The 21,944-nt window shown below is 35.5% G+C and carries 19 protein-coding genes, 6 tRNA genes and 1 riboswitch; of the genes, 20 read left to right on the top strand and 5 right to left on the bottom strand.

Features of this window, described 5'->3' with window-relative positions; translation table 11 throughout:
- Positions 1-95: 95 nt before the first annotated feature.
- The 9 genes from TE34_RS19775 to truA all read left to right on the top strand — a co-directional run bounded on the left by TE34_RS19775 (position 96) and on the right by truA (position 3,247).
- A tRNA-Trp gene (locus TE34_RS19775) sits at positions 96-169 on the top strand.
- A 10-nt stretch (positions 170-179) separates the two neighbouring features.
- Positions 180-252: transfer RNA gene (locus tag TE34_RS19770), tRNA-His, on the top strand.
- Positions 253-259: 7 nt separating this feature from the next.
- Positions 260-334: transfer RNA gene (locus TE34_RS19765), tRNA-Gln, on the top strand.
- Between the two features lie 2 nt (positions 335-336).
- Positions 337-411 (top strand) — tRNA-Gly (locus TE34_RS19760).
- Positions 412-419: 8 nt separating this feature from the next.
- Positions 420-493, top strand: a tRNA-Cys gene (locus TE34_RS19755).
- 194 nt (positions 494-687) lie between these two features.
- The gene (locus TE34_RS19750) at positions 688-1,695 is read left to right on the top strand and encodes a DUF3231 family protein (protein WP_047986525.1); all 1,008 of its coding nucleotides are present in this window, start codon (positions 688-690) and stop codon (positions 1,693-1,695) included.
- 8 nt (positions 1,696-1,703) lie between these two features.
- On the top strand, positions 1,704-2,183 hold the full coding sequence (locus TE34_RS19745) for a hypothetical protein (protein ID WP_047986524.1): 480 nt from the start codon (positions 1,704-1,706) through the stop codon (positions 2,181-2,183).
- A gap of 92 nt (positions 2,184-2,275) precedes the next feature.
- A tRNA-Leu gene (locus tag TE34_RS19740) sits at positions 2,276-2,359 on the top strand.
- Positions 2,360-2,509: 150 nt separating this feature from the next.
- Positions 2,510-3,247 carry a tRNA pseudouridine(38-40) synthase TruA gene (gene truA, locus TE34_RS19735; protein ID WP_047986523.1) on the top strand — a complete coding sequence of 246 codons (738 nt, stop codon included), beginning with the start codon at positions 2,510-2,512 and terminating at the stop codon, positions 3,245-3,247.
- Positions 3,248-3,481: 234 nt separating this feature from the next.
- Here truA and TE34_RS19730 read toward each other — a convergent pair whose 3' ends face one another.
- Positions 3,482-4,372: a helix-turn-helix domain-containing protein gene (locus tag TE34_RS19730; RefSeq protein WP_047986522.1), complete on the bottom strand. Its 891-nt coding sequence runs from the start codon at positions 4,370-4,372 to the stop codon at positions 3,482-3,484.
- Between the two features lie 127 nt (positions 4,373-4,499).
- Between TE34_RS19730 and TE34_RS19725 the strand changes: the two genes are divergently transcribed.
- From TE34_RS19725 to TE34_RS19700, 6 genes are all read left to right on the top strand, one after another.
- A complete protein-coding gene (locus tag TE34_RS19725) occupies positions 4,500-5,834 on the top strand; it encodes an amidohydrolase family protein (RefSeq protein WP_047986521.1) in 1,335 nt (444 codons plus the stop codon).
- Positions 5,835-6,053: 219 nt separating this feature from the next.
- Entirely contained in the window at positions 6,054-7,949 is a 1,896-nt protein-coding gene (locus TE34_RS19720) for a hypothetical protein (RefSeq protein ID WP_047986520.1), read from the top strand.
- Between the two features lie 156 nt (positions 7,950-8,105).
- Positions 8,106-9,008 carry a MurR/RpiR family transcriptional regulator gene (locus TE34_RS19715; RefSeq protein ID WP_047986519.1) on the top strand — a complete coding sequence of 301 codons (903 nt, stop codon included), beginning with the start codon at positions 8,106-8,108 and terminating at the stop codon, positions 9,006-9,008.
- A 412-nt stretch (positions 9,009-9,420) separates the two neighbouring features.
- A complete protein-coding gene (locus TE34_RS19710; protein ID WP_047986518.1) occupies positions 9,421-10,335 on the top strand; it encodes a glycine betaine ABC transporter substrate-binding protein in 915 nt (304 codons plus the stop codon).
- A 35-nt stretch (positions 10,336-10,370) separates the two neighbouring features.
- Positions 10,371-11,192, top strand: a complete 822-nt coding sequence (gene proC, locus TE34_RS19705; protein ID WP_330218320.1) for a pyrroline-5-carboxylate reductase — start codon at positions 10,371-10,373, stop codon at positions 11,190-11,192.
- A 289-nt stretch (positions 11,193-11,481) separates the two neighbouring features.
- Positions 11,482-11,583: riboswitch (purine riboswitch) on the top strand.
- A gap of 297 nt (positions 11,584-11,880) precedes the next feature.
- Positions 11,881-12,990 (top strand): BMP family lipoprotein, encoded by a 1,110-nt coding sequence (locus TE34_RS19700; protein ID WP_047986516.1) that lies wholly within the window; start codon positions 11,881-11,883, stop codon positions 12,988-12,990.
- Positions 12,991-13,130: 140 nt separating this feature from the next.
- On the opposite strand, the gene TE34_RS19695 is transcribed toward TE34_RS19700, so the two are convergent.
- Both TE34_RS19695 and TE34_RS19690 read right to left on the bottom strand, forming a co-directional pair.
- Complete coding sequence (locus TE34_RS19695; RefSeq protein WP_047986515.1) at positions 13,131-13,571, bottom strand: MarR family winged helix-turn-helix transcriptional regulator; 441 nt, start codon at positions 13,569-13,571, stop codon at positions 13,131-13,133.
- 20 nt (positions 13,572-13,591) lie between these two features.
- Entirely contained in the window at positions 13,592-14,068 is a 477-nt protein-coding gene (locus tag TE34_RS19690) for a glutathione peroxidase (RefSeq protein WP_047986514.1), read from the bottom strand.
- Between the two features lie 378 nt (positions 14,069-14,446).
- Here TE34_RS19690 and TE34_RS19685 point away from each other — a divergent pair, with 378 nt between their 5' ends.
- On the top strand, positions 14,447-16,543 hold the full coding sequence (locus TE34_RS19685; RefSeq protein WP_047986513.1) for a tetratricopeptide repeat protein: 2,097 nt from the start codon (positions 14,447-14,449) through the stop codon (positions 16,541-16,543).
- A 47-nt stretch (positions 16,544-16,590) separates the two neighbouring features.
- Here the strand turns inward: TE34_RS19685 and TE34_RS19680 are convergent, their stop codons facing one another.
- Together TE34_RS19680 and TE34_RS21650 are read right to left on the bottom strand one after the other, a co-directional pair.
- Positions 16,591-17,142 (bottom strand): NADPH-dependent FMN reductase, encoded by a 552-nt coding sequence (locus tag TE34_RS19680; protein ID WP_047986512.1) that lies wholly within the window; start codon positions 17,140-17,142, stop codon positions 16,591-16,593.
- 286 nt (positions 17,143-17,428) lie between these two features.
- Entirely contained in the window at positions 17,429-17,551 is a 123-nt protein-coding gene (locus TE34_RS21650) for a hypothetical protein (protein WP_269083200.1), read from the bottom strand.
- A gap of 154 nt (positions 17,552-17,705) precedes the next feature.
- Here TE34_RS21650 and TE34_RS19675 point away from each other — a divergent pair, with 154 nt between their 5' ends.
- From TE34_RS19675 to TE34_RS19660, 4 genes are all read left to right on the top strand, one after another.
- Complete coding sequence (locus TE34_RS19675) at positions 17,706-18,554, top strand: patatin-like phospholipase family protein (RefSeq protein WP_047986511.1); 849 nt, start codon at positions 17,706-17,708, stop codon at positions 18,552-18,554.
- A 158-nt stretch (positions 18,555-18,712) separates the two neighbouring features.
- Positions 18,713-19,564 (top strand): DegV family protein, encoded by an 852-nt coding sequence (locus TE34_RS19670; protein WP_047986510.1) that lies wholly within the window; start codon positions 18,713-18,715, stop codon positions 19,562-19,564.
- Between the two features lie 33 nt (positions 19,565-19,597).
- Positions 19,598-20,521 carry a GNAT family N-acetyltransferase gene (locus tag TE34_RS19665; RefSeq protein WP_047986509.1) on the top strand — a complete coding sequence of 308 codons (924 nt, stop codon included), beginning with the start codon at positions 19,598-19,600 and terminating at the stop codon, positions 20,519-20,521.
- A gap of 171 nt (positions 20,522-20,692) precedes the next feature.
- A complete protein-coding gene (locus tag TE34_RS19660; RefSeq protein WP_047986508.1) occupies positions 20,693-21,895 on the top strand; it encodes a DUF418 domain-containing protein in 1,203 nt (400 codons plus the stop codon).
- Positions 21,896-21,944 lie beyond the last annotated feature (49 nt).

Raw genomic sequence — 21,944 nt, 5'->3', positions numbered from 1 at the left:
ACGCGGCGGACTGTAAATCCGCTCCTTCGGGTTCGGCAGTTCGAATCTGCCCCCCTCCACCACTTTTAAAATTTAATAGTCATATTTTTGACAGTAGGGGTATAGTTTAATGGTAAAACGAAGGTCTCCAAAACCTTTGATGTGGGTTCGATTCCTACTACCCCTGCCATTTTTATATGGCGGTCGTGGCGAAGGGGTTAACGCACCGGATTGTGGCTCCGGCACTCGTGGGTTCGATTCCCACCGATCGCCCTTTTATTGGGCTATAGCCAAGCGGTAAGGCAACGGGTTTTGGTCTCGTGATTCCTAGGTTCGAATCCTAGTAGCCCAGCCAGTGCGGAAGTAGTTCAGTGGTAGAACACCACCTTGCCAAGGTGGGGGTCGCGGGTTCGAATCCCGTCTTCCGCTCCAGATAGAACGGCGGTATAGCCAAGTGGTAAGGCAGAGGTCTGCAAAACCTTTATCACCGGTTCAAATCCGGTTACCGCCTCCAATATTCTATCTTCTAAATAAATATTAAACTATTCTCGATTAAGCTCTTTTATTTTAGTTGCTATTCTCTTATAGCGGTTAAAACAAAAGAGTTTTTTTATTTCATGATTATTTCGATGAGTTTACACATACTGTATATATTTTACAACAAGGGAATACTAAGTATTGAGTATTAGTATTCGGAGGTAATTAATTATGGAGATAGAACACAATTCAAGACTAACATCTGTTGAAATATCGCAGATTTGGAACGCTTATATGACTAATAGCGCGTCTGTGTGTGTATTGAACTACTTCTTTAATTGTGTAGAGGATGAGCGTATTAAAGAAGTTGTTCAGTATGGATTACAACTATCAGAGTCTCATATTGAGCAATTAAAGGTTATTTTTAATAAAGAAAGTTATCCAATTCCAATAGGTTTTAGATTAAATGAAGATGTTGATATTAATGCACCTAGTTTATACTCTGAGACCTATTTTTTGAATTATATTCGGGATATGGCTAGTATTGGCATGAATACGTATAGTGCATCGATGGGCATAACTGCTCGTGCAGACGTGTACGAATACTTCTCAACAAGTTTTTCTAAAACAAACAAACTACATCAAATGGCAAAGGATTTAATGCTTGAGAAAGGACTTTATATAAGGGCACCATATATAAATGCTCCTAGTGCTGCCGAATATATAAAGAAGCAAAGTTTTTTAACTGGTTGGTTTGGCGAAAGAAGAACACTTACTGGCATGGAAATTTCAAGTTTATATGCAAATATACAAAGAAATGTATTGGGGACGGCCACAATAGTGGGGTATTCCCAGGTAGCACAGATGAAGGAAGCAAAAGAGTATATGAAAAGAGGAATTGAAATAGCAGCTAAACATATCGAAGTATTTGGTTCTATATTAAATGAAGAACACCTACCAACCCCAATGTCATGGGATTCAGAGGTGACTGATAATACTTCCTTTGTTTTTTCGGACAAACTAATGATGTTTCAAACAACTGCTTTGATCTCAGCTAGTTTAGGATACTTTGGTATTGCACTCGCAGGTAGTTTGAGACGAGATATATCAACCCACTATACACGTTTAGCTGCTGAAATAATGAAGTATGCAGAGGATGGGGCTAATATTATGATTGATAATGGTTGGTTAGAACAGCCACCAAAGGCTTCCAATAGACGTGAATTATCAGATAGGTAGTGTGTGCTATGAAAAAAAGTAGAGCAGCTGAAGTGCTATTCTGGAGTATTGCTTTACCAGGCTTTGGGCAGTATCTTAATGGGAAGATAGTAAAAGGGACTGTATTAATTATCTTAGAGTTTATCGTCAATGTAATGTCAGGACTTAATTATGCAATATTACCTAGTTTTCATGGAAACATGCAAGAATCAATTGCTCATACCGACTTCCAATGGTTGATGTTTTATCCTTGTCTGTATCTATTTGGCATGTGGGATGCCTATCGAGATGCAGGTGGAGGGAATGAACCGTTTGCATTTTTGCCGTTTGTATTTGCAGCCTTTGTCGGTACTATAGGTGTAGTGTACTCTCCAGTATTTAATATTAATGGTATTTATTTTGGAGTAATTTGGTTACCTATTATCTTTCTTATCTTAGGGTTCTTTATTGGAAGCCTCATTCGTAAGATCGTTTTGAAGAGATTAAGTAGCAATGATACAGTAGTGTAAAAACAAATTATCCGAGTGATAAGCATTGACACCAATACCCATACCGTGCTATATTATTAGTTGTCAGTCAAGAAAACGTCAATTAATATTATGCCGGTGTGGCGGAATTGGCAGACGCGCGGGACTCAAAATCCCGTTCCCCTTGGGGAGTGTCGGTTCGACCCCGACCACCGGTATCTAAAACGATAGAACACTCACAAATATTGGTAAATCAATGTTTGTGAGTGTTTTTAATTTGTAAAAAAGTTAGGCATTTAAGTCGTTTTGCTTTCCTACAAACGTTACGATAGTATAAAACTTATATATGAAAAGGAGATAACAAAGCAATGAACAATTATAAATTAACCATTCAATATGATGGTGGCCGATACAAGGGCTGGCAACGACTTGGTGATAGTGATAACACCATACAAGGGAAAATTGAAAACGTATTAACAGAGTTGGCAGGAGAGAAAATCGAAATTATTGGTTCTAGTAGAACAGATGCAGGTGTACATGCTCTTGCTCAGACTGCTAATTTTAAGATGCGTAAGAATGCAACGGAAGAGGAAGTAATGCAATATTTAAACCGATATCTTCCGAATGATATTAGTGTTATAGATGTTACGTTAGTACAAGACCGTTTTCATGCACGCTATAATGCTAAAGATAAAAATTATGTCTATAAGATTTGGAACGAGCAATATCCACATCCATTCATGCGAAAATACAGTATGCATGTAGAGGATAAGCTTGATATCGAAAAAATGAGAGAAGCATCTAATTATTTTTTAGGAAAGCATGATTTTACTTCTTATTCCAATGCAAAATCGAAGAAAAAGTCCATGGTGCGTGAAATATACTCACTTGAGATACATGAGAATGAGGGTTTCATCGAAATTACAGTGCGAGGCAATGGCTTCCTTTACAATATGGTGAGAAAAATAGTTGGAACATTAATTGAAGTTGGATTAGGCGTAAAAGAAGCTGCTGCAATACCAAGTATTATTGACTCAAAAGAAAGAATTCAAACAGGTCGTATGGCTGATGCTGAGGGGCTGTTTTTGAAGAAGGTTGGTTTTTAAACATTAGGGGATAGGTAGTATTAAAAATATATTGTTCAAGACCAAGTTTTAAATCTTTTCAATTTCAATTCAAGATCACCCCTAGTGTAATATTCTTTCTATTAAAATCTAAGGCTAATATTAACTTGTTGAGTAGGGCCTAGGCACAGTATCAAGAATAACTCATTTAACTTTGCTAATGTTTAAATGAGTTATTTCCGCTTTTAGGTATATATATGGTAGTGAATCCTACTACTACATAATCTGCAGTAGGTATTGCTCTATATTATTGGCCATCTTAGTAGAATTCAAATCATTTAATAGTTGAATGGCTTTATTCATTTTCGCAATACCTTCATCTTTGCTACCAGTTCGGATGTCATAGGCACCTTTGAGCTGTAATAAATGTACTCTATCCGTTAAGTTGCTTTCTGGAATTGCAATTATCTCAAGATACGATATAAATTCGTTAAATTCCTTTTGAAATGGAAATTCTTCGTGAAATCGGTTCACAGGTCCAAGAAAATAGATAATGGTATTAAAAAGTACAGATGTGATTGCATCATGTACTTTTTTATAGTCTCTAAACCGTGCACTTTTCTCATAAGCAGTTCTCGAAAGCATAATGACCATATCCGGCTCGAGTAATAGTAGCGTTCCATTATAAAGCGTTAGTTCATAGTAGCCCCATACCTCTACACGAAATAAATAGTCAGAGAGGTGGTGAATGTCATATTCTTGCACGCTATTATTTTTATAATGCTCATCTACTATACTTTCATACACTTCGATTAATAGCGCATTATAATGGTACGTTTCCACACCGTATTGCTTCCACTTTTTTAATTGTCCGTTTTTTAATTCCTTCAGTTGATTATCGTCCCTATTAAAATAAGCAGTCCGTGCTGTTTGAAAAAATTGTTCTAGTTTATCAGGCTGAAAATCGTGATGTATGTACAAAAACTCATCAAAGTTCATCATTAACTTTTCTAGTAATCTAGTCATGAGACCAAGCGTTATATCAGAATCCCCACGTTCAAACTTTGATAGAAAAGAAACAGAACAGATACCTTCTGCTAATCTTTTTAAGGTAATTCCTTTTTGTTTTCGTATCATTCTTAGTGTTGTCCCGTATTCCTCAAACACTTAGATTCCCCCCCTGATAAAATTATAAATTCCACTATATGACAATTTTTAAAACCATTTGTTTTAATCAATATACAATAAAATCAGATAGATGAATATAGTTAATATATTTTAGGAGGAAAAGAAGATGGAAAAGTTATTAATTAAAAATGGCACGATTATTGATGTTGTGAACGAAGTATTATTTATAGGAGCAATTGAAGTAGACGGGAATAAGATTAAAAGAATAATTAAACAAGATGAAGTATTGCCTGAGGGAATAGAGACAATCGATGCAAAAGGAAAGTATATTATCCCAGGACTAATCGATATGCATTGTCATATTAATGAGGGGTTTGCGCCTCATTTTGTAGCATCAGGAGTAACAACGGTACGGAACACGGCAGGTAATGTCCTACTACTTAATAACTTAATTCAAAAGCCAGATTCTGCACCGATACCAAGAGTATACGCGTCAGATAGAATGATTGACGGTTCACCTGGACAATGGGGTCCAACTAGTTATGGAAATTTTGTAACAGACGATCCTGAAGAAGCTAGGGAAGAAGTTCGTAGACAGGTTGAAGTAGGGGCGAGATTTATTAAACTATATGGGTGGATAAAAAAAGATGCTATGGCAGCGGCAGCGGATGAGGCAAAGAAATTTGGCTTGGAAGTTTCTATTGATTTAATAAATTCTAAGGATGTAACTGCATTAGATGCAGCGAAAGCGGGTGTTACATGGTTTGAACATGCCTCAGGATTTGCACAAGAGCTTTATAAAGGGTGGAGCCCACTAGTGGAACAAGCAGAGTGGAGTCATATAAATTGGGAAGAACCAGATCAAGAGAAAATTAAAGAACTGTGTGAGAAAATGTTAGAATACAATGTAAAACTATGCCCTACCATGGTTCTGTTCGATCAAGCAATGAGCTTTCCAAACTATTGGTCACCTAAAAATAAAGTGATACAATCTATCGAAAATAGAAAGAGTCCGGTAGAATACTGGAAAAGTCATGAAGATATCATAGACGTTATAAAAGAAAGTAATGCAATTATTAACAACTTAACAAAAGCTATAGCTAAAACCTACTATGATATGGGTGGAACAGTGGTCGCTGGAACCGATACCCCAGCTTTACTATACACGTACCCTGGAATGGCTTTACACCGTGAACTGGAGATATTTGTGGAAATTGGATTTACTGAAATGGAGGCATTACAAGCAGCAACAGTGAATGCAGCTAAGTCTATTAACCTCGATGATATTGGCTCCATCCAAGAGGGAAAAACCGCAGACCTAGTAATCTTACATGAGAATCCGTTAGAAAATATTATGCATACAAAAGAAATTGATTTGGTTGTTAAAGGTGGGAAACCATATAAGCAAGAGGAAATCCTACGTAGTGCTCCAAGTGAGGAAGAAGTTAATAGAACAATACAAGCATTTATGGAGGAATGGGAAGGGATCCATGCAAATTAAAGCCTGTTAATGTTCAAAAGCAAGATTAAACACTCACAATCAACTGTTGATATCGATGGTTGATTGTGAGTTTTTATGGTTTTGATGAAAGAGAATTTTTGCGGCGGTAATTACGACGAGCTTTTAAATCTATAAACTTACATACTAGTATGTTAAGATTTTTATATACATAAAAAGATTGGTAATGCATGATGAAATTAGTGGTAAAGGGTGAAAGAGATGAACGTTGAAGCAGGATTTAGAAGTATTTTAAAACATCCGGTTATTCTTATATTACCAATTATATTACAAGTCTTGATTAGTTTTGGCATGGGGTTTATATCGTTCCTTGGTATTGGACTGTATTCGTTTGGATCATTGCATCTTGGGGCATCGCCCGCAGAGTTTAATATTCAATTTACCCTGCCAATTTTTATTCCATTAATTTCAGATTTGAACCAGTCGCTTTCATTTCTTCCTATCCATGAAGGAGGAAGTATTGCTTGGATGATCGTTATTGCAGTCGTTTATTTTGCGGCAGTCAGTTTTACAATAGGGATGTATCTAGGAAGTATGAAGAAAGCATTAGTACTAGGAAATTGGAATAATTATTCTATTTTTCGTTTGGGGTGCCGATATTTTTGGAGGATTTTTTTATTTCAATTGTTAAGTACAATCCTTACTTTTGTATCCTTTTACTTATTGGTGACTACGGTTATTGGTGGTATTATTGGATTCATTATTCTCTTCTTGTATTTACTAACTCCTTATATCGTTGTTTTGGAGGATAAACGTTTAGGAGAAGCATTGCTAGATTCTCCGAAGTACTGGAAACGTTATGTGAAGAAATTTATCCCTTTAGCATTGGGGACTATACTTTCTATATTGTTGTTATCTTTAATTATACAGTTGTTGAAAATGGATCCCCTTCAGTATTATATTGGCCTCATTTCTTATACATTTATTGGTAGTGGGTTCATTGCTGGATTTATGAATCTATTAAACACTTGTATTCATGAAGATGAAATCAATTCAGCGCAAGAAACAGAAATAAATTATTCGAAGTGGAAAAAGTGGACTATTGTTGTCATTGTTCTTGTTGTCCCTTGGATTGGCGTTCAATTTGCCTATGGAAAACATGTTACTTCTTTGCCATTCCAAGAAAAAACTACCCTTACCAATGGAATCTATTATATGGCTAATTGGTCGGATGCTCATGCAGGATCAGATCGAACATATACAACGTACGGGTTTGAACAGAGGGATGTACTAGAACTAACACTCTCCTTACCAGACTCTGAGTCAACAGAGGATGCCCTTTACGGGAAAGGTGAAGTTACCTGGAAAGTAGACAAAGAAGTAATAACAAAACAAGGTAACTCTACGATTTATTCGGGCGAGGAGGTAGTTGAAACATCAGAGTTTATCTATCGTTTAACCCCAGTATATAAAAATGGTAATCTTTATTATACATCCAATACGGAGGACGGATTTGCAGAGCTTACAACAAAAGGTCAAACTGATGAACCGATGGGGATTGAATTATTTGTCATGAATGATGGAAGTGATGTTTTTGTTTATCAATATAAGGAACGATTTGATCCAGAACCAGTCATTCAAATTTCCAATGATGGAAAATATTTTACACCACATGTTAGTTCCGTGAATCCAGAGGACTTTAAATACTTTTGGTATTCTAACGAACCCATAACAAAAGAAAGAATAGTAGATTTAATGAAAGCAAAAAACAGTACTAATCTCACGACAAGCGGTGGCCCTCATTATTATCATTTTGAAAACCTTGCTGTAGCTTTTCTTCAACAAACAGATGGAGAGGCATTAATTAGATTAGGGGATCACTATGAACAACTTGATATTCAAACGAATATTTCTAGTAAAACAGCGGAACAGTGGACGAAAGAATTAGAGGCGCTTTATGGTGACATGAATCTTGCTGAATTTCTTGAGCACTTTAATAGGCAGAATGATTACGATGGCTATAAGTTTATCGGTTGGGAAAATGATGTTGAGAGGGATGAATACCAAGTGATTGTTCCGTTTCCGAAGGGGGATATCATCCTTCATTGTGTAAGAGAAGGAGGGCTTATTGAGCTCAACATTGAGATGCCAGAGTGAATCGGTCATTCAGTAGTGTAAGTAGAAAGTGGTACATATGATTGAACTTACGCATGATATCATGTAAACTTGTCACAGAATTTATCCTTATCCAAGCTATAAGATGAATAAAGAGTTTACATATCCTATCAAAATATGAATCGGGTGGAGAGTAATATGTCGGAGTATGAAAACAGTCGAAATAAAGCGATTCAAAGGATTATTGAGATACAAGAAACATTACCTAAAAAGCAGAAGCAATTAACCTACTATATCCTGAAAAATTATCAGTCTATTGGACTGATAACGGTAAAAGAGCTTGCGGCAAGTGCTGGTGTCGGTATTTCCACGGTTATGCGACTATTGAAGGTCTTAGGATACGACAATTTTAATGACTTTCGAAAAGAAATTTATGATGCTTATGAGCCACCAATTACTAGGTGGACCTATTCAAAGAAATCATATGAGTCGTCGGATACAGACGATAAAGAGGGTCAAACGGTATTCCAAGTTTGGAAAGAAGCAGTTAATATTTTGGACAAGTCACTAACTCCTGACTTAATCGAAAATTTTCCTAAAGCAATTGATCTCATGCTCAAAGCTAGTCAAATCAATATATTAGGGTCACGTCCATATAAAGCCACAGCGCTATATTTAGAATTAATTCTTGGAGAGTTCTGTTCAAAGGTACGTCAGCTTAGCCACGATACAGAAGTATTGTATGATAAGTTATTACAATTTCAAAAAGATGAGGTTATAGTAGTCTTCATGTTTGAACCATATAGTTATCGGTCGATTGAGGCTGTAAAATTTGCTTATGAACAAGGAAATAAGATTATTTTAATAACAGATCATATATCATGTCCAATTACCCCATATGCATCTGTAACATTGAAACTAGAGTATAGCACCGAACAATTTTCAATCATTCCTATAATTGCCTTGATTGAGGCATTGGTAATAGAACTGGGGAAGCAAACGGACAACTCTATTGAAAAAATGGAAAGGCTACAACAAGCTCTTGTAGAGAAAAATATACAAAAGACTCTAGGATATAAATGGAATATGAGTAGAGAATAGAAATTCACAATTTATCAAGATGATAAATATAAATAACTTTGATATGGAAAAACAGCCTAGTCTCCTTAAAACAGGGGAGATAGGTTGTTTTTTTTCGTCATAAAATTAGATATTACAAAATGAACTCATATGTTCCTTTTTAGTTTAATATGATTTACAGTAGTTCAAATATGTGCTAACGTAATATTAGTATAATAATTTGCTTTCATAGTTTAAGATGTATTTTTTAGCTAGTTTACTAGTTTAATGGAGGTGCGAGTGAAACAGAAGTTCAATGATTATTCTAAGTAGAAATTACATTGGACCTAATTGATAACCGAGTTCCAAGAGGTGTCGATTAAGTAAGATTTTTTGTTCATGATATTGATTTATGAAAGCGTTAAAACAAATATTAAAGGAGTGCTTTAATTAAATGTTTGAGTTTAAATGGAAAAAAGTAGGGGTAATTGCAGCCTTATCTTTATCGTTCGTAGCGGCTGGTTGTAGTCAAGAAGGTAATGAGAGTGAAGGTGGAGCATCTAAAAGTGTTAGTGAAGAATTGGAATATACCATTACTGGAATTGAGCCTGGTGCCGGACAAACTGAAACGAATGAGAAAGCATTAGCTGAGTACGAAAGTCTTGCTGGGTGGGAACAGGAAACATCTTCTTCTGCTGCCATGTTAACATCCTTAGAAAAGACTATTGATAATGAAGAACCTATTATAGTTGCTGCATGGTCTCCTCATTATAAATTTGCTAAATGGGACTTGAAATACTTAGAAGATCCTAAAGGTATATTTGGTGAAGCGGAGTACATAACTACAATCGTAAGACATGGGCTAAAAGACGAAATGCCTGAAGCTTATACATTGTTTGATCGATTTCACTGGGAATTAGCAGATATGGAAGCTGCTTTACTAAAAGCTCAAGAAATGGACTTTGATTTTGAAGTAGTTGCTCAAGAGTGGGTTGAAGAGAATCAAGAAATTGTTGCAGAATGGACGGAGGGTGTAGAACCTGTAGATGGGACCTCATTACATTTAGCTTCAACTGCTTGGGATACAGAGTTGTTCTCAGCAAATGTAGCTAAACTTGTATTTGAACAACTAGGTTATAATGTTAAGCTATCCGTTGTTGATCCTTCTGTTTTATTTGAAGCAATTTCAACAGGTGACGCTGATGGCTCACTATCTCCATGGATGCCAGCAACTCATGGTGCTTTCTATGGTGAATATGAAGGACAATTTGAAGACTTAGGAGAAAACTTATCTGGCGCTAAAATTGGTTTAGCTGTACCAACTTATATGGAAATTGATTCCATTGAAGATTTGGAACCAAAAGAGTAGATTTACATGATTTTTAGCAAAGGAGAAAAGGTGGGATTAATATATTTAATAAAATTGCCTTTATAGGTGCTGGAGCAATGTCAGAAGCTATTATTGCTGGGGTTTTAAACAAAGGCTTTCTAAATGCCGAGCAAATTTTTGTAACAAATAGAAGTAATAAAGAGCGTCTGAGTTATATGCAAGAACGATATCAAATCCAATGTGTCCAGGATAGGGAAGAGGCAGTTCAAGATGCTAATGTTATCATTTTATCCATGCAACCATTTGATTTGAAAGCAGCAGTCCAATCTTTAAAGAATAGTATTTCGTCAAACCAATTAATTATTTCAGTTGCTGCAGGAGTATCAACTGACTATATTTCGAGCCTATTAAATTTAGATGCACCTATTATTCGAGCAAACCCAAGTATGCTTGCTTTTATAGGGCATTCTGCTACTTCGATCGCCAAAGGAATTACCGCAACAGATGAGCATCTAGCTATTGGTGTAACACTATTTCAAACTATTGGAAAGACTGTAGTCAGTGAAGAGGCAGACATGCATATTGTCACCGGCCTCGCTGGAAGTGGTCCTGCTTATATTTATTATTTAGCAGAAGCGATGGAAAAATCTGCAATAGAGTTAGGGCTAAATGAAAATATTGCCACTGAATTAATCTCTCAGACTTTTCTAGGTGCTGGAAAGATGTTACAGCAATCAGGTGATTCTGCGAAGGAACTAAAGGAGAAAGTTATCAGTCCGGAGGGAACAACCGAAGCAGGAATTAACTCGTTAATAGACTATAAATTTGAAAAGATAGTTTATGAATGTATAAAAAGTGCAAGAAATCGATCTGTAGAGTTAGGCAAAAGTATGTAGTAATAGAAATGATAGGTTCATAGTGACTCCCATTAATGCTGCGAAGTTCGTAAATAAAAATAAGTACATAATACGAATGATGATGTAATCGATTACATAAACGTTCGTGTTTTGACCTGTGGATTTATTTTGCAAAAATATAAGAAAATAAAAAATAAACCGACTATAGATATGTGTAATATACATTCATACCTTGTATTGACAAGGTTTTGAATGGATAGATATGAAGTGTAGAACGTAAAGTCTAGTAAAATTCCCTTGCAAAATAAAACGAAGATGATATACTAAATACGAACTTAATCATATTTTTCATATAAATGTAGGGATATGGCCTGCAAGTTTCTACCAGTTCACCGTAAATGGACTGACTATGGAAAGCGAGTACGAGATAACTTCTACTTTACTATCAAGGTTATAAATCTTTTGATAGTAATCAGTCAGACATCGATTTTCGCAAATCGTGTTTTTAGTTGTTCGTCTTATTTCGGTCTAATAAAGCTCGAAATACATGCTTTCACATAGTGAGCATGTGTTTCGAGCTTTTTTCTATGGAATTATATGAAAAAGAAATTACCAATTAGAATAGGGGGAGTAGACGGATTAAATTTGATAGTAAAATGGTTCAGTAATAATTGTGAAAAAATGAGCAATAATAATTAAAATACTAAAACAACTAGGAGGAACAACAATGAAAAAAAATACATTATTACTTTTAGCTTTACTTCTTTCTGTAGGCATAATCTTAGCAGCTTGTGGTGGAGCAACGAATGAAGAGAATAAGGAAGAAGATAATGGAGATTCTGCTTCTCAAACAGAAGAAGGTTCTACGGAATATAAAGTTGCTATGGTTACAGATGAAGGTGGCGTAGATGATAAATCTTTCAACCAATCAGCATGGGAAGGTATCAAAGCTTGGGGAGAAACAAATGGTTTATCAAAAGGTGAAGGCTTTGATTATGCGCAGTCAAACGCAACAGCAGATTATATGCCTAACATCGCTCGTTTCGTCCGTGACGAATATGACCTTGTTTTCGGTATTGGATTTAAATTAAAAGAAGATCTTCAAACATCTGCAGGTCAATATCCTGATACTAATTTTGCAATCGTAGATGAAGTAGTAGACGCTCCTAATGCTGCTAGCATTACGTTTAAAGAACATCAAGGTTCTTTCTTAGCAGGGGTAGCTGCTGCTATGAAAACAAAAACAGAAAAGCTAGGATTTGTTGGTGGTATTAAGTCTCCACTAATCAGTAAATTCGAAGCTGGATTTATTGCAGGTGCTAAATCTGTAAATCCTGATATTGAAGTAGAAGTAATATATGCAGAATCTTTCACAGATCCAGCAAAGGGTAAAATCATTGCAACTACTATGTATGACAATGGTGTGGATGTGATTTACCATGCATCTGGAGGAACGGGAAATGGTGTATTTAACCAAGCGAAAGATATTAAGCAAAATGACCCTGAACGTGAAATCTGGGTAATCGGTGTAGACCGTGATCAGTACGAAGAAGGTCAAATTGGGGAAAATAATATAACATTAACTTCGATGGTTAAACGTGTCGATGTAGCGGTTCAAGATGTAATCAACAGAGGAATGAACGGAGAGTTCCCTGCTGGAGAAATAATAGAATATGGTATTGAAGAAAATGCAATATCTATTGCTGAAACAAATGCAGAAGCAATGACAGAAGATATTATTGCTGGTGTTCAAGAATGGGAAGAAAAAATCCTTAACGGTGATGTGGTCGTACCACAAACGGAAGAAGAGTTAGAGTCATTTGTTGATTCTTTATAATTACTAATTTCATATCTATAATCGTAAAAGTAAGGACATGGTATTATCTGTCCTTACTTTTTTGATGATAGGTCTTCTAATCTCCAAGCGTACAAAAGAATCGTGACAAATGAATAAATCGTAGTAGCCTTATTAGAAAACTATAATCTACCCCGATTCAATAGTTTCCCTTGAAGAACCCTCAACTGCTTTAATAATTGTTCGTATTCAGCTAATTCGATATTACAAGAGATTACTTCTCGTGCTACCGCGTTATTAATAGCATTCTTTTCGTCTAATGCTTTTGGCTGAGCGAAAACACAAACCTTACGTTCGTCACTTGCAACACGTTCCTTTTTGACCCATCCACTAACTTCCATTCGTTTAATCATAGGAGTTAATGTTCCCGTACCTAAATTTAATCGATCGCCCAATTCTTTCACTGTAAGTCCATCTTTCTCCCACAGGGCTAACAATACTAAATATTGAGGGTAAGTAATTCCAAAGGGATGAAGTACTTTTGAATATAATTTCGTAAATTGGCTATTGGTTTCATAGATTGAAAAACAAAGCTGATTGTCTAGTGTTAAAAAATCCTCCAAAAACTCATCCCCTTAAACAATTAAAGTTGTTTAACAATATCTTTTTCTATTTTACTTGGTTTTGTTGTTGGAGCATAGCGTTCTACTACATGGCCATTTCGATCAATGAGGAATTTAGTGAAGTTCCATTTGATATCCTTAGAAAGGACGCCACCTTTTTCTGATTTCAAATAGCTGAATAATGGCTCCTCATTTTCTCCATTTACATCTATTTTTCCATACATGGGAAATGTTACACCATAATTTAATTGACAGAACTCTGTCGTTTCTTCAATATTATCGAATTCTTGGTTGTTAAATTGGCCACAAGGAAACCCTAAAATCTCAAAACCTTGCTCTTTATATTGGTCATAGATTTCTTGAAGCTCTTTAAATTGATCTGTTAATCCACATTTACTAGCAGTATTCACAATAAGTAGCGGCTTTCCTTCAAACTCCTTTAAAGATTGCTCGGTACCATTTGTCTTCTTAACCGTAAAGTCATAAACAGTTGTCATTATGATTCCTCCTAGTTTTTAATCGTGTACGATTTAATCATACACGATTAATAGACTAGTTACAATGAATAGAGATGTTCACAAAAAAATAAGCGTATCTTCAAAAAGATACGCGTTAGCCCTATTTTATTAAGAGCAATCTAATATTTATAGGATTGTCCACCATCAATGGTGATAAATGACATTATAAAGGAAGCTTGATCAGATAGAAGGAAGGCCCTAACCTGGCATATTCGAATATCAACCTCCGTCTCATCCCCATAAATCGCTAGGTAATTGCGAATACAGTAACGGTGTACTATTTTATTGTGAATGGAACAAGGAAGTGCTGAATAGTATTAACGTGTATTAATAAAACAACAAATGTGGGGGATTATTGTGACAACTGAGAATGAACTAATTAATAAATCCTATTATCAAAGTTTGATAGATAAAAGTCAGCAAGGGCACCCAATTAAAATATTGGGTGAGATGTACATGGAGGAAATGCAAAAGGAACGGCCTGAATTATCAGCTATTCGCTATGCACAAGGAGAAGTTTATTTTTTAAATAGCGACTATGAGGCTGCCATTTATAAATGGCAACATCCTTTAGAAGGTACATTATTCCCTTGGGCACAGAAAAATATTGCTGATGCCCATTTAGAAATGGGATTATTAGAGTTTGCAGAGAAGGCGTATAAGGAAGTTCAAACGCAATCAAGCGAATTGCAATCAGAAGTATTACTGCAGCTGTTTTCTCTGTACATACAACAAAATGAAACGAAAAAGGCTGTTGATACGATTAAAGAAGCCGTTAAGATAAATCCAGATTATTCCCGTGTTACAGAAATTGCACAGACTTATTTTGAGGATATCCAAGACTGGGATCATGCCATTGAACTAGCAGTTAATGAGGCGATACGTACGAAGTCATTAACCTGGGTGGAAATATTAGAAGGATATGCTAAGCATGGACTAACCTCTAATGTTATTCCAAATTATTTTAACGAACTATTAAAAGAACTAATACATCTTGATGTTTACCGATTTGAAAGCCTTACGGAAGCAATCTGGAATAGCTACAGTCAAACGGAGTTCTATCCGCAATGGATAAATGAGTTTAATCAACTATTATTACAGCTTGAAATGGAAGAGACTTATGAATGGAAGAAGCTACCGAATATTTTTAAAGATACGTATTTCTCTTTAATTAGCGGTAAGTTTCTAATTAGGGACATTTCTGAGTTAATTCATATGCATCTACCGAATTGGTTGAAGTTATCTTCTACTTCAGATGGACTATTACCTTCAACTGCTATACTTGCCTGGGATGAGATTTTTCCATCGGAGCTTGATGCAAATCTGATTAGCGAAGCAGAACAGCTTTTTAATAGTTCTACTCCTGTTGAAAATGGGAAACAGGATGGGATGAAAATTTTTGAATCGATAAAGTTATGGGCTGAAAAGGAAGGTTTATTAGAGGAGTTTTTAGAGTTTACGGAGCCGAAGTTAGCAGAATACAATATGGAAGTGGCAAGTCCATCCGGTATTAGGAATTTAATAAAAGCAACTGTAGAATTCTTAATAGAACAAAGAGTGGTAATGAAAAATAATATTATGGAAGAAATAAACTGGAATGAAGACTTACTGTTAGAACTGGAAGATATCCAAGAGCGGTTAGGCAATTTAGAAAAAGAAAAAGCTAGTAATATGGCCAATTCGTTCAATGATATAAAAGAAAAACTAAACGAAAATGTGATGAGTAAATTGCCGAAGATTCTCAAGTATTGCTCGGAATTGGTGCAGGAGGATAGTGATTTTTCTAAGCTGCATATTATTCTCAATGAAGAAATGAATAAGCGGATTGCACACTATATGGGAAATGCCGTCCTACACGATTATAAGCATGCAGTAAAGAATTGGCTTGAAGATTGTAAACAAGAGCTCCAGGATGCCCAGATTACTAGTGACGAATTTAGCGAAACGATTAATCAAAAAATGACCGATGGTAAGATTGTATTACAAGGTGATTTTAAAGTACTTGAAGATTGGCAACGAGATATGGATCGAATATCAAGAGGATTAGTGCAACGTGAAAAAGTAAATATTATGCTGAAGAGAAACCCTTCTCAACTGTTTCTAAAGGGTGCTGGTAAACTGTTTGGGTCCATTAATAGAAATAATGATATGCTATACAGTAAATACAAAAGCTATATCGAGAATGCAGATTATAGCGAAATAGCAGAGGAAATTATCCGCCCATTTATACAGCAATTAGAATTATTTGAGAGTTCTATAGAATGGGATGTTAATAGATTCTTCTCAAATCCACAAGAAGTGCTGCATCGAGTGGTTGAGGGAGTACAGGTTGATATTGTAAAACATAAAGATGCCTTAAATACGATGCTAGAAAAACCTGAGATGTATCAAGATCCACTAACTTTATTTGAAATAAAGCTACGTCAATATGAGTTGATGAATGTAATTAGTTAAAGAATCTTAAGACCCAGATTTTGAGAATCTGGGTCTTAATTATGTGATTAATCCTTAAACCTATCACTCATGCTTTTCTGTAGGAATATCATTTCTTCAGCTAGATTGTGGATTCTTCTAGATATGCTAGAATCATTAATCTCATTTGTTTCAATATCAAAGGAATCGTTTGGAATAAACACATTTGTTGTTGGGACCAATCCTTTTAAGTAGGAGAGGATTGGTTTTAATTGATATTCAGGCACAAGAAAATGTTTCTCAGACCAACCAGTAGTAATAATTCCAGTTACTTTATTTTTAAAACCATTTTCGGGCATGAAATCTAATAGATTCTTTAGTACTCCTGATATAGAGGCCTGATAAATGGGGGTACCGAATACTAAAAAGTCAGCGGCTAATACGCTCTTAACTACCTTCCAAGTATCTTCATTATAATAAGATAGTGGTTCACCTCGGCATAATTCAACCTCATAGTCCCTTAAATCGATTAACTCGACCTCTAGCTTGGGATCGATAGACGAAGCGGCTGCTAATACATCATCCACTGCTTGAGCTGTTTTATCTCCACCAAGTGTTCCTGATACTCCGACTAATTTCATTTTACTTTCCTCATTTCTATTAGTGACGAACTACTATTCATACTAACAAAGAGGTGGTTGTTATTTCCATAGAACCGATGTATTACATGGTAACTATTTGAAGGAATTCAAGTGATACCTTAAGTTTAGATCTAATAATCTCATTCTGGGAGAAATCACTATGATAAGAAATATGATCATGGAAGATGCTAAAAAGATTGTCCTATCAATGCAGAAGCTTCCTTCAATAGAAAAGGTCTTACCTTGTTTCTAAACAAAGCAAGACCTTAAGCCAGAAGTTTATTGATTACTTCTCAAAATCAGAGGAATCATTATAATCATAACGAAACCCATCTTTTTTAGCGGATTCTTTTCGTTGTTTATCGTTTTGTTTTACGGCTTTGCTGTTTTTATTATGTTTATTATTCATTTCTTATCTCGCCTCCTTTACTCCATTATTGTTACAAATAGGAACAGCACTATTCACGGGCATATTTAATTATCGTCTAATTAGAAACTTCTACCATTTAGATTTATAATTAAAGTAGATCATTAAATTTAGGCAGTGTAAAAGAGGAGATTAAATGGATAATATAGGTTTAGTTTTAGAAGGCGGAGGAAGTAGAGGAGTATATACTGCAGGTGTTCTACACCATTTGATGGAAGAAGATATCTATTTACCCTATGTCATAGGTGTATCAGCTGGTGCATGTAATGGATCTTCCTATATTTCCAGGCAAATTGACCGGAATAGAGCAGTTAATATTGATTACATCGACCACCCGGACTACTTATCACTCAGGAATTTAATTAAGAAGAGACAGCTTTTTGGTATGGACTTTTTATTTGATAGTTTACCTAATCAATTAGAGCCTTTTGATTTTGACAGCTTCTATGAGGCAAAGGAAGAATTTGCTGTTGGGGTTACAGATTGTATGACAGGTGAACCGGTCTTTTATAAGAGGAAGGATTATAGCAAAGACATCCTAACCGTTATTCGTGCCTCTAGTTCGTTACCATTAGTTGCCCCGGTGGTTCCATTTGATGGACGAATGCTGATGGACGGTGGGATATCTGACCCGATTCCGATTAAACAATCTGAACAGGATGGAAATCATAAAAATGTTGTTATTCTAACGCGAAACAGAGGATATGAAAAGAAGCCTCAATCATTTAGCTGGTACTTTAGAAAAAAATATAAGGATTATCCAGGGCTGTTAAAGGCGATGGAAAAACGACATGCGGTTTATAACGAAACGTTACAATATATATTTGAAGAAGAGAAGAAAGGCAACGTATTGATTATTCAACCAACCGAAAAACTAGAAGTTGGACGTATTGAAAGAAATAAAGACAAATTAACTGTCTTATATAATAAGGGAATTGTTGATGCGAAGAAGATGTCACTTGAGTTAAAAGAATTTTTATCATAGCTAGTACAGGCCAGATATATTTAGCGTATATCGGGTCTTTTTTTTATGAGTTTCGTTACTAATGTAAAAAAATTCTGTAAAAAAGTTAAGTATATTGTATAGTTAGAGTAGATACTAATAGCTAGGTGCTAAGTAGGAAGATGAGAGGGGATTAATAAATGAGTAAAATTATAATAACAACCGAAAGTGGAGCAGATTTACCGAAAGAATGGACAAGCAAACATAATATTCAGGTGGTACCTATGCACGTGATCATGGATGATAAGGATTATTTAGATGGGTTGCTGCCGGTAGAGGATATCTATGAATATCACGAGAAAACGAAAAAAATCCCTTCCACTACAGCTACAAATGTCCATGAATATGAGGAGTTTTTTAAGCAAATAAAAGTAGACAATCCGAATTGTGTCATTATTCATGTTGGTTATACCTCCAAGGCATCTTCATCTTTCCAGAATGCAGTTATTGCGACTGAAAACATAGATGATGTTCATTTAATAGATGCGTTAAATGTTACTGGAGGTTTAGCTGCTATTGTCATGTATGCGGCTGACCAATTGGACAAGAATCCCGCAATAGAACCTGAAATATTAATAGAAAAAATCCAATCCATCGTGCCGAGGTCGAGACTAGCTTTTGTACCAGGTAGTCTAGAGTTCTTGAGAGCAGGCGGAAGGGTTAGCAACCTTGCTTATCTAGGAGGAGCTTTGTTGAAAATTAAACCTCGTATCGAGTTAGTTGATGGAAAGCTTGTATCAACTAAGAAGTATCGAGGAAATATGGGCTCGGTTACAGGAAAACTTTTCCAAGACTATCTCAATCAATATAACTTAGATAAAGGACAAATCTATTTAATCTATTCCATTGGATTAGATGAAGACATTAAAGTAAAAATGACTGATATCGCAAAGAATTATGGGTTTGAAAATATTGAATGGATTCAAGCTGGAGCCATGATCTCGACTCATGCTGGACCTGGAGGATTTGGTATTGCAGGTTTGGAAAAATAGATGCGTTAAAATTAATTAATATAAGAGGTGGCAATGTACGACATGTCATTAGAAATAAGGAACTTCAAACAAGAGGATATGCCGTTATTACGTGAATTTTATCAAGTAGTAACTAAAGATAGAAAGGTAGTATTTTGGTGGGTTGGTCCTGAAGGAAATTGGGCTAATGTATTTTGTGCTTTTGACAATGGGAAAATGGTGGCAAAAGGCCAAGTAGAAGTTATTAATAATATTCATGATGGTTCCCCGAAGGAAAGTAGGCATAGCATCTATTTTAATCTTAAAACATTGCCTGAAAGAGAAGAAGACTTCGAAGTAATAAATTTGCTATATGAAAGAGTATATGCACGTGGACTAGAGCTAAAGCAACAATTATCCTCAAGCTATCAAACGAACCTATGCTTCGGTAACTTTGCAACGGAAGTATCCAATAATAGCTATTTTGTGGAAGAAAAAGGGTTTAAGCCTTTAAACACCCTCTATACGATGGAGAGGAACTTACAAGAACCAATAGAAGCTAGTAATCTTCCTTTAGAAAATGTAAGCTGGCAATTTTGGAAAATGGATAGTTTAGAAGAGGAAAAGCAGTATTTAGAGGTGGAGTCTCAAATCTGGCCTGATACTGCTCTAGGCCTTCAAAAATTACATGAATATAAACGTAATCCTTCATGGACTTCTATTCCTGTAAGGGACAATGGAAAAATTATTGCTAGTGCAATGGCATGGCAAGAGGAAGATATGGGTGTGATTGAGGATGTTTTTGTTATAGAAAACTGGAGGAAACTAGGAATTGCAAAATTTCTATTAACAACAGGTCTGACCTACTTAAAAGAGATCGGTTTAGACCGAGCGAGTTTGATGGTAGATACAGAGAATGAGAACGCCCTTAATTTATATCGTTCGGTTGGATTTCATGTAGTTGAGGAAGAGAGAAGATATTTTATAACGTTAGATTAATCATTTTTATGAGGATGAGAAAACTTTATTTTAAACTCTCGCTATCCAAATAGTGGAGAGTTTTTTTACTTTAAAATTATCGTTGAAACCTTTTTAGAAAGGCAAACGTAATTCTAGATGACCTCAAGGATTAATGGAGAGAATATAGAGGACAGATAAAGGGGAGAAACCATGGAGAATGCACCAATTTCAAGTAAGGAACGAATCCTTACGATTGACATCATTAGGGGATTCGCACTGTTTGGTATATTTTTAGTTAATATGCCCTCTTTTCACAGTGCAATATTTATAAAAACAATGAATGGATATGAACCAGAATACGTAGGGATGGATTACTGGTTAGACGTATTTTTTACGTTGTTTATCGACATGAAGTTTTTTACGATTTTTTCATTTCTATTTGGACTGGGATTTTACATTTTTATTAATCGATCAGAGAAGAAGGGATTAAGTGCTAATAAGCTTTTTGTAAGAAGAATGGTAGCATTATTAGTTATTGGATTAATCCACCTAATAGCACTATGGTTTGGAGATATTTTACATACATATGCCCTTGCAGGATTTTTCCTGTTACTTTTCTACAAGAGAAAAATCAAAACGATGTTGATTTGGGCAGGGAGTTTATTATTAGCTTATAACGCGTTTAGTAGTTTAACATTATTAATACCAAGTTCATTTCTAGAGGAAATGGAAGTATCTACTGCGGTGATGGAAAGTACTGTTTCAGAGTATGTAACAGTTTATCAGAATGCTGGGTATGTAGAATGGTTGAGTTTTCGCCTAATAGCAGAGTTACCTTGGATACTATTTAATATTATTCCTGCGATGGTTCCTGTTCTAGCGATGTTTCTAGTTGGATTAGCTGCAGGAAAAGCTGGCATCTTTCAGAATGTTACGGAGCACTTACAATTAGTAAAAAAAGTACGCTTAATTACGCTTCTTATAAGTATTCCTCTGGTGATATTATTAGCTTTATTCATATTAGGAGTGATGGATTGGGGAGTTAAGCAAACCTACATCATTTTAGTACTTACAAGTGTAAGTAGTATTCCTTTATGTTTATTTTATATTTCTGCCTTAACCTTATTACTTAGAAAAGAGCAGTGGCAGAAGAGATTACGTATGTTAGGCCGAGCAGGGCAAATGGCACTAACGAATTACTTATTCCAGACGATTATATCCGTGGGTATTTTTGTTGGTTTAGGTTGGTACGGAAATGTTACTCTTGTTACGGGTACACTGATTAGTATCGTAATTTTCACTGCTCAAATGGTTATAAGTACATTATGGTTACAACGTTTTCGATTTGGTCCATTTGAATGGTTGTGGAGATCAATAACGTATTGGAAGTTCCAACCAATGAAAAAAATTTAGAGGGGTCAGACCCCTCTATGAAAAAGAGCTCTCTACTGTAAAATAGTAG

The organism is Ornithinibacillus californiensis (genome assembly GCF_001038485.1).
Classification (GTDB): Bacteria; Bacillota; Bacilli; order Bacillales; family Amphibacillaceae; genus Ornithinibacillus; species Ornithinibacillus californiensis.
Note: the sequence above shows the minus strand (reverse complement) of the source record. Positions and strands in the feature narration are given on the sequence as shown.

Bases quoted from the DNA above. Each gene is read 5' to 3' on its own strand.
- TE34_RS19725 (WP_047986521.1), top strand. From the start codon at position 4,500: ATGGAAAAGTTATTAATTAAAAATGGCACGATTATTGATGTTGTGAAC.
- TE34_RS19720 (WP_047986520.1), top strand. From the start codon at position 6,054: ATGAACGTTGAAGCAGGATTTAGAAGTATTTTAAAACATCCGGTTATT.
- TE34_RS19750 (WP_047986525.1), top strand. From the start codon at position 688: ATGGAGATAGAACACAATTCAAGACTAACATCTGTTGAAATATCGCAG.
- TE34_RS19670 (WP_047986510.1), top strand. From the start codon at position 18,713: ATGAGTAAAATTATAATAACAACCGAAAGTGGAGCAGATTTACCGAAA.
- TE34_RS19690 (WP_047986514.1), bottom strand. From the start codon at position 14,068: ATGACAACTGTTTATGACTTTACGGTTAAGAAGACAAATGGTACCGAG.
- TE34_RS19700 (WP_047986516.1), top strand. From the start codon at position 11,881: ATGAAAAAAAATACATTATTACTTTTAGCTTTACTTCTTTCTGTAGGC.
- TE34_RS19675 (WP_047986511.1), top strand. From the start codon at position 17,706: ATGGATAATATAGGTTTAGTTTTAGAAGGCGGAGGAAGTAGAGGAGTA.
- TE34_RS19745 (WP_047986524.1), top strand. From the start codon at position 1,704: ATGAAAAAAAGTAGAGCAGCTGAAGTGCTATTCTGGAGTATTGCTTTA.
- TE34_RS19710 (WP_047986518.1), top strand. From the start codon at position 9,421: ATGTTTGAGTTTAAATGGAAAAAAGTAGGGGTAATTGCAGCCTTATCT.
- TE34_RS21650 (WP_269083200.1), bottom strand. From the start codon at position 17,551: ATGAATAATAAACATAATAAAAACAGCAAAGCCGTAAAACAAAACGAT.
- TE34_RS19680 (WP_047986512.1), bottom strand. From the start codon at position 17,142: ATGAAATTAGTCGGAGTATCAGGAACACTTGGTGGAGATAAAACAGCT.
- TE34_RS19660 (WP_047986508.1), top strand. From the start codon at position 20,693: ATGGAGAATGCACCAATTTCAAGTAAGGAACGAATCCTTACGATTGAC.
- truA (WP_047986523.1), top strand. From the start codon at position 2,510: ATGAACAATTATAAATTAACCATTCAATATGATGGTGGCCGATACAAG.
- TE34_RS19665 (WP_047986509.1), top strand. From the start codon at position 19,598: ATGTACGACATGTCATTAGAAATAAGGAACTTCAAACAAGAGGATATG.
- TE34_RS19715 (WP_047986519.1), top strand. From the start codon at position 8,106: ATGTCGGAGTATGAAAACAGTCGAAATAAAGCGATTCAAAGGATTATT.